Origin of the sequence: Halocynthiibacter namhaensis (assembly GCF_000812685.1) — a bacterium.
GTDB lineage: Bacteria > Pseudomonadota > Alphaproteobacteria > Rhodobacterales > Rhodobacteraceae > Halocynthiibacter > Halocynthiibacter namhaensis.
Genome location: NZ_JWIF01000009.1, coordinates 1 through 7,174 on the forward strand (window position 1 = coordinate 1; position 7,174 = coordinate 7,174).

The 7,174-nt window shown below is 48.2% G+C and carries 7 protein-coding genes and 2 pseudogenes; 6 read left to right on the plus strand and 3 right to left on the minus strand.

The window, feature by feature from the left end:
• Positions 1-24: 24 nt before the first annotated feature.
• From RJ38_RS00925 to RJ38_RS00950, 6 genes and pseudogenes are all read left to right on the plus strand, one after another.
• Positions 25-405: pseudogene (locus tag RJ38_RS00925) on the plus strand (IS3 family transposase); the annotation flags it as partial.
• An 84-nt stretch (positions 406-489) separates the two neighbouring features.
• A pseudogene (locus RJ38_RS19155) lies at positions 490-642 on the plus strand (IS3-like element IS1133 family transposase); the annotation flags it as partial.
• Positions 643-762: 120 nt separating this feature from the next.
• On the plus strand, positions 763-2,031 hold the full coding sequence (locus RJ38_RS00930) for a sugar-transfer associated ATP-grasp domain-containing protein (protein ID WP_162183541.1): 1,269 nt from the start codon (positions 763-765) through the stop codon (positions 2,029-2,031).
• Between the two features lie 34 nt (positions 2,032-2,065).
• Positions 2,066-2,557: a hypothetical protein gene (locus tag RJ38_RS00935; protein ID WP_039017048.1), complete on the plus strand. Its 492-nt coding sequence runs from the start codon at positions 2,066-2,068 to the stop codon at positions 2,555-2,557.
• Between the two features lie 53 nt (positions 2,558-2,610).
• Positions 2,611-3,569, plus strand: a protein-coding gene (locus RJ38_RS18385; RefSeq protein WP_202903850.1) for an IS630 family transposase whose coding sequence is annotated in 2 segments (ribosomal slippage) — positions 2,611-2,952 and positions 2,955-3,569 — 957 coding nt in all. Because the reading frame shifts where the segments join, the coding sequence is not laid out codon by codon here.
• Between the two features lie 30 nt (positions 3,570-3,599).
• A complete protein-coding gene (locus RJ38_RS00950; protein WP_039017051.1) occupies positions 3,600-4,280 on the plus strand; it encodes a hypothetical protein in 681 nt (226 codons plus the stop codon).
• Positions 4,281-4,307: 27 nt separating this feature from the next.
• Here RJ38_RS00950 and RJ38_RS00955 read toward each other — a convergent pair whose 3' ends face one another.
• The 3 genes from RJ38_RS00955 to RJ38_RS00965 form a co-directional block, all read right to left on the minus strand.
• Positions 4,308-5,342 carry a polysaccharide pyruvyl transferase family protein gene (locus tag RJ38_RS00955; RefSeq protein WP_162183542.1) on the minus strand — a complete coding sequence of 345 codons (1,035 nt, stop codon included), beginning with the start codon at positions 5,340-5,342 and terminating at the stop codon, positions 4,308-4,310.
• Complete coding sequence (locus RJ38_RS00960) at positions 5,309-6,049, minus strand: glycosyltransferase family 25 protein (protein WP_039017052.1); 741 nt, start codon at positions 6,047-6,049, stop codon at positions 5,309-5,311. Before RJ38_RS00960 ends, RJ38_RS00955 begins: the two co-directional genes overlap by 34 nt.
• Before the next feature lie 506 nt (positions 6,050-6,555).
• Positions 6,556-7,174: IS3 family transposase (locus RJ38_RS00965; RefSeq protein ID WP_039017055.1), on the minus strand; the 619-nt coding region annotated here is incomplete at its 5' end.

Below are 7,174 nucleotides of genomic sequence, written 5' to 3' on the forward strand. Positions count from 1 at the left end.
AAACTACGTTCTGGGTGATCGAGCTGGGCTATCAGTAACCGCATGAAGAAGGATCTGGCAATCCGGGCGTTAGATATGGCCGTTGCTTTGCGCCAACCACCGGAGGATTGCATTCACCATACGGATCGTGGTTCGCAATATTGCTCAAATGAGTATCAGAAGCGCTTGTCCAAGCACGGTTTCAAGGTCTCGATGAGCGGCAAGGGAAATTGTTATGATAATTCTATGGTCGAGACGTTCTTCAAATCCATTAAGGCTGAGCTGATTTGGCGCAACCGTTGGGACACACGCCGTCAGGCTGAAGGCGCGATCTTCCAGTATATCAACGGGTTCTATAACCCGCGCCGTCGCCACTCATCGCTTGGCGGGAAAAGTCCCTTGGCTTTTGAGCGAAAGGCCGCATAAATGAGTTCAGAGACCGGAACGTAAGCGGGACAAGACCAATTTGCGTTCATCGACGCCTGGAAAGAAGAATGGCCAGTTGAGTTCCTGTGCAAAGTTATGCGGGTCACATCACGTGGTTTTCGCGCGTGGCGGGTTCGCCCGATGAGCCAGCGTCAACGCGATGATATGGTGATCCTGGCTCACATCCGTGAACAGCATCGCTTAAGCCTGCAAAGCTATGGGCGGCCTCGGATGACCCCGATGCCGTCAGAAACGATCAGATGCTGTACTGAAAATTCTACATGTGCCTACATCTATTTGATTTCTCTATGACCGTGAGATAGTGATCTCATTTATGTAAAAATGGACGTAACTGTGATGGAACTAACTATCCTTAAGGGAAAATTTGTTGGATGGCGATTAGACCACTCATGTTCTGTTGTTATTCCTTTATTTATTTTTGCATTTCGCCAAGATACTGTAAGTGCTGTCCATCGCCATGCTCTTGATTTGAAACGGCGACGTGGGGTCGGAGCGAAAATATTAAAATCTCTTGTGTATACAATATATTGGCCTGTGCGCGCGTTTTTTTTGGCATTGATTGCGGCTGTGACTATCGACCGTAAACTGCATGGTGTTGACCTATCGCGTATCGCGTTATTCTTTACGTTTTGGTATTTGATGGTCAGATATAATATGACCATTGAAGCCTGCTTACGGTTTAAACTTTGGCTACCTCGAAACCGGCGACATGCTGGCGATTACATCCAGCATCATGAAATTGTAAGACTTATGCCGTGGTTGAGCCGGAATCAAAACACCGAAGAAGTGGGCAATAAAGTCATGTTTGAAGCTTTGTGCCGAAAACATGGCCTACCCCATGCTGGCATTGTGGCCACGGTGACGCGCCGCAATCTGATCATCAACGATGGCACACATTTGCCAAAGGCTGACCTATTCTCAAAATTCAATGGTCAGTGGGGCGGAAGTGGGGGGCAAGCGTGGACTTATGATGATGTTTCTGCGACTTGGCGTAACGGGAACCATATTTTTGATGAACCAGAATTATTGCAATATTTTAAGGACGCAGCACATTTAGGAACCATTATTCTGCAACTAAAACTGATTAATGGAGATGCGGTACGCGATTTCAGTTCTGGTGCTTTGTGTACCCTTCGCGTGGTCACCACCAAATTGCCTAAACAACAAGCAGAACATCTACGCTCCTGCCTGCGGATGCCCATTGGTCAGATGGACGTTGACAACTTTGGTGTAGGCGGGCTGAGCGCAGGTATTGAGGCATCTGGTCAACTCACACCAGCGATTCAAAAACGAGATGGATATCCAATATACAATATTCATCCAGATACTGGTGCCCAAATCTCGGATACGAAACTTGCGATTTGGGAAGATGTCTTGGCACTCGCGATAGACGCCCATAATGTATTAACTGACGTTTACTCAATCGGTTGGGATATTGCCTGGACGCAACATGGCCCCATCATAGTTGAAGCCAATGTAGGTTGGGGCGAGGATGCTGTGCAAATGCCCAATAGTGATCCTTTGGGCAAGAAATTTTGTGATTTTTACCTATCTGCCAAAGCCGCTAGCCAAGAAAGAGCAGCCACAGAAGTTCATTCCACATAAAAACTGTATATCAGGCAGTAAATGGAGAAATATAGTGATCGATGTTTACGTGAAATATGAAGAAGGGCGCGCAACCCTTAATTTTACTGTTAAAAAGAAGGAATGGGCAGTCTTTTTTGAATGCGATCACCGGGACCATGTTGCTCCAGTCGTCTACGATTTTGCGGCATTTGCCTGCCTAGCGATTGCTGATCGATTTAAGCAGAATGTTGAATTGCACGCCCCGGTCACACAGGAGGCTCTTGAAAATTGCCGGGCGTTGGCCTCGTTCTATATGCGGATGGGGGCAAATGACGATACCTTTGACGTGAGCAGCAATGAGATTGCTGCAGAGCAACCATCGCAAGGTCAGCTGAGTTCACTCTGTGTCAGCACAGGTGTTGATTCAACTTACGTATTAATCACCGAGAAAGAACGGCTAAAGTTCACGCATGGTCTTGTGGTTCACGGGGCTGATTACACTATAGATCAAATCGACGGCTTTAACGCCCTGCTAAAGCGGTTCCTTTTCATTTTGAATCGTTAGGGATTCCCATGGGCGTAGTTTTCTGATTCCCTGTTGATCAGGAGGATCAGTTCATGCCCGCACCATTGTCATTGGATATTCGCAATCGTTTTCAGGCTTTGCACCTTGAAGGCCATTCGGCTCGGGAGATCGGTCGTCGCTTGCTGATTTCCGCCGCCACCGCTGTGCGGTACGCGGCTTGCCTGCGGAAGACTGGCACTCTCATGCCAGCGTCCAACTCACGACGTCAGGGTCACGGACGGCTGGTGCCCTACGAGGGTTTCTTTGCGGAGTTGGTTGAGCAAGATCCGGATATCACGCTGAAGGAACTGCAGGCTGCGCTTTTGGAGGCGCATGGCGTGCGGGCATCCCTGTCAGGTATTGATGTTGTGTTGCGGCGACTTGATCTGACGTACAAAAAAAGAGCCTCATCGCGGACGAACGGCGCAAACCCCATGTAAAGAAGGCTCGCCACCACTGGTTCCGCTGGACGTTACCAGCCATAGCGCAAGCCCCAAACCGTGTGGTCTTCATCGATGAGACCAGCGTCAAAACGAACATGACCCGCTTGCGCGGGCGATCCAAATGCGGAACGAGGCTCAACGCCTCCGCTCCCTTTGGGGCCTGGGGAACCCAGACCTTCATTGCGGGTCTGACCCATGATCAACTGATCGCGCCCTGGGTCATCAAGGGTGCAATGGATGGAGCAGCGTTCGCCGCTTACATCCGTGAAGTTCTGGTGCCTGAGATCGAACCGGGGACCGTTGTGATCTGCGACAATCTCGCGACGCACAAGAACGCTGAAGCAGCCGCCGCATTGCGGGCCCATGAGTGCTGGTTCCTGTATCTGCCGCCCTACAGTCCCGACTTGAACCCAATCGAACTGGCATTCGCCAAACTGAAGGCACATCTGCGGAAGATCGGTGCAAGAACCTTCTCAGATCTGTTCGACGCCATCGGCGATATTTGCAACCTTTTCAGTCCCGATGAATGTTGGAACTTCCTCGCAAACGCTGGATATGCATCAACATAAAATGGAAACGCTATAAAACGCGTGAAAACCATGTGTGGTAAAGCTGGATTGGAGCCAATCGTTGTGGCAACAAATTTGAAAGAGATAGGTTTTGATTGGGAGAAGCTTCACATTGCACAACTTGCTGCATGTATGCATTTCTTGGGGCCCAAGTTTTCAGATGTTACATATTCTGCTGATTATAGTCTTGCCGAGGACATTCTGCGGCCTACAGCTTGGGGTAATAATTACTATGTTGGTACCTGCATCAGCGGCGGACAGGTTCAAGCTCACTATGCGGGCCATGAAGTGAGCCGGTATGAAAAAGTCAAATCTATCCAAAAAAATGGGGCGTTTCTTGACGATATAGGCGTCTGCTATTTAGATTCTACATTTGGATGGAACTGTGGAGACTGTTGGAAGTGTATACAGACCCGAATTGCTATGGAAAATGATGGTGACAAAGTCCCTAATATCTTTCGCAAAAAACCTGAGATCGTATCGAATATTGATGCAACAAAAATTGGTAAGAGTACGCCTGCGGCGATTGGTATGCAGCAGCGAACAACTGAGTTGATATCTTATGTCGACGACCCTGCCATCAAAGAAGCTCTTATCCGATTACGCAAACGCGCAGCGAAACCCGCGCGCTTTAGCCAACGAAGAAAGCGTCGCATCTCAATCTTTGCACTTTGTGTTGCTACAATCCTGCTTTGGCTCTGTTTGAAATAAAAAACTATCGGGTATTTAAGGGAAATATTACGCAGGTAGAAGAGTTTTCAGTTCTTCAACAGAACTGACAACTATGGCGTTATCCGGTTTACCCCATTGCTTAATGTACTCAGATATTTTGCCATAATTATTGTCTAAGACAACATGTTCTATCCCCAAAAGAGAGGACAAGATGTGGACGTGCAGACGGTCTGTTACGATAAAATCGGCGGTAGAAAGCTGTGCTAAACCACGGTTCACACGCGTTGATGCCCAGCTTTCGTATTGCACTGATAATGTCGGCATTGTCTTCCATCGAAGCGGGCCCAATATAGGCATTACCTTATCAAGAAGCACCTCATGTATTGGTTTGAACCTTTCCTCTTCCACCCAATCCTCTACTGGGCAATCACCGGCCATTTTTAAGATATCACCAGCTTCCAGCTGGGTCTCTTTGTCCTGGCGCAACATGGCCAATCGAGGGTGCGTAACCGTGCCAACTTTAGGCAGTGCTCCAAGTGACATCGCGGAATCGGGGCATAACTTGACCTCACAATCAAAGGCGTCATACGCGATATTATAGCTCCGCTGATCTCGCACCAAAAGTGTGAAGTTTGGGTGCCTCGCTATGACTTCAGCAGAGCGCTTAAGGGCAGCGGGGTCTTTGAAGAACAGTGTTTGTGGTAGCTGGACAATCTTGTGGTCCGGGTATCGCGCAATAATACGTTCTCGAAACTGTTGATGTGCAGGCCATACATCGCCAAAGTTACCTCCACCGTGTAGAAAGACGGCGTTAACGGCACCAAATTTGTTGATATCATCGACGTGGTTTTTAGCTTTAGAAACGAAAGCTGGATCACGTTGGAGTATCTCACGCAGTAGCTTTAACTCTCCGAGGTAGATTGCGCTGTCACCAACATTTGAATGGTCGGGGAAATCAACTAATGCGTATGACGTCATACCTCTACAGGTCGACGCTATGACTTCGTTAAGCTGATGTTGGAGGCCCGAGATATAATCTGTATTTGTTTGTGTCATCAGGCGACCTATCATCTCAGTTTCTTGTAAGTGTTTTTCAACCACCATCGTTTCCAATACGTGGGTGTCAGAAATCGCATAGATGTGCTCGATGCGACAAGGTTTTTCCGTTGCTCATGGATATGAGATATTGCCACATCCGCCGGGGGCGAGGTGACAGTGCGAGGCATCAGAGCTCGACAATCCAAGGTCGAAATATCGCAAGGCCAATCTGCTACACCACTGATCTTTCCTGTGGCCGCAAGCATTTTGACAGCCCCCGCTTGGGTTATATAATAGCCAGTCGTCAACTCAGGCGGCAGAACAACACGGTATGCCTTAAGATCCGTATTTATTTGTAATACATCACGCCATGCAACACGTGCCTTCTTGTGATCCAATAATAAAAGCTCGCATGGTGATGACATAAGCGCATGGGTCAATTTTTTAAAACCTGCACCAATACAGGCATCATCTTCAAGAATGATTGCTGACGTAATCCCCCTATCTACAATAGATTTGTAGATTTCATTATGGGACAAAGCACAGGCAAATTCGGCATCGGCTAATTCACGGCGCAATTTTTTCTGCGCATCGAACCTGTCAATTACCGCTTCATATTCAGCGGGCAATCCGTTACGTCCATCAACGCCGAACCAAAGCTCATAGGAAAGGTTCATTTCCTCAAGTGCCTCGATTAAGCTCGATCGTCGCTCAGATGCATCCTTTAATGTTAAGATGAATATATGCAACTGTTTGTTTATGATTTTCATTCAATTAGCCCATCAATCGTAGACTCATTTGTTGGCTTCACGATGGACCGCCGCTCAGCTAGAGTTCGCTCTCGCCATTACAGTATAATCAGTTGTGGGACAATGGAAAACTTAAAAAATCCCGTCGTATAAATAACATTTTCTGTCGGGAAGAGCGGTACGGTGTATCAAATATTCCGTTGCGGCAATATTCCAATGTCAGCAATGAATGGCTGCGCTGCAGCAATTAAAGTCGCTAATACGGCCTAGTTTGGGCCGAATGAGTGACTTTGCAAAGTACACAAACTGCCCAAAGCAGTCATTGCTTGCCGATAGGTCAGGCTGAAATCGTGAACTCACTGAAAAGACCGCGAGGTCTGCTATGACCACTGATAACTCCACCAAAACAGATATGCTGTGACTTCAAGAGCCCCCTTAGGCCGCGAAACGTCCCTCTTCGATTTGTTCGGCTTGGCCCAATGCAGCAAGTGGTCTTGTCCCGCTTACGTTCCGGTCTCTGAACTCATTTATGCGGCCTTTCGCTCAAAAGCCAAGGGACTTTTCCCGCCAAGCGATGAGTGGCGACGGCGCGGGTTATAGAACCCGTTGATATACTGGAAGATCGCGCCTTCAGCCTGACGGCGTGTGTCCCAACGGTTGCGCCAAATCAGCTCAGCCTTAATGGATTTGAAGAACGTCTCGACCATAGAATTATCATAACAATTTCCCTTGCCGCTCATCGAGACCTTGAAACCGTGCTTGGACAAGCGCTTCTGATACTCATTTGAGCAATATTGTGAACCACGATCCGTATGGTGAATGCAATCCTCCGGTGGTTGGCGCAAAGCAACGGCCATATCTAACGCCCGGATTGCCAGATCCTTCTTCATGCGGTTACTGATAGCCCATCCGATGACGCGGCGAGAATACAGGTCAAGGATGACGGCAAGATACAGCCAACCTTCGCTGGTCCAAATGTAGCTGATGTCGCCAGCCCATTTCTGATTGGGGCCAGTCGCTGAGAAATCTTGATCCAACAGATTTGGTGCAATGTTGAACGTGTGGTTGCTGTCCGTTGTCGCCTTGTATTTCTGGGTTCTGATGATCTTGATGCCATTCTCGCCCATCAGACGTCCGACCCTGCGA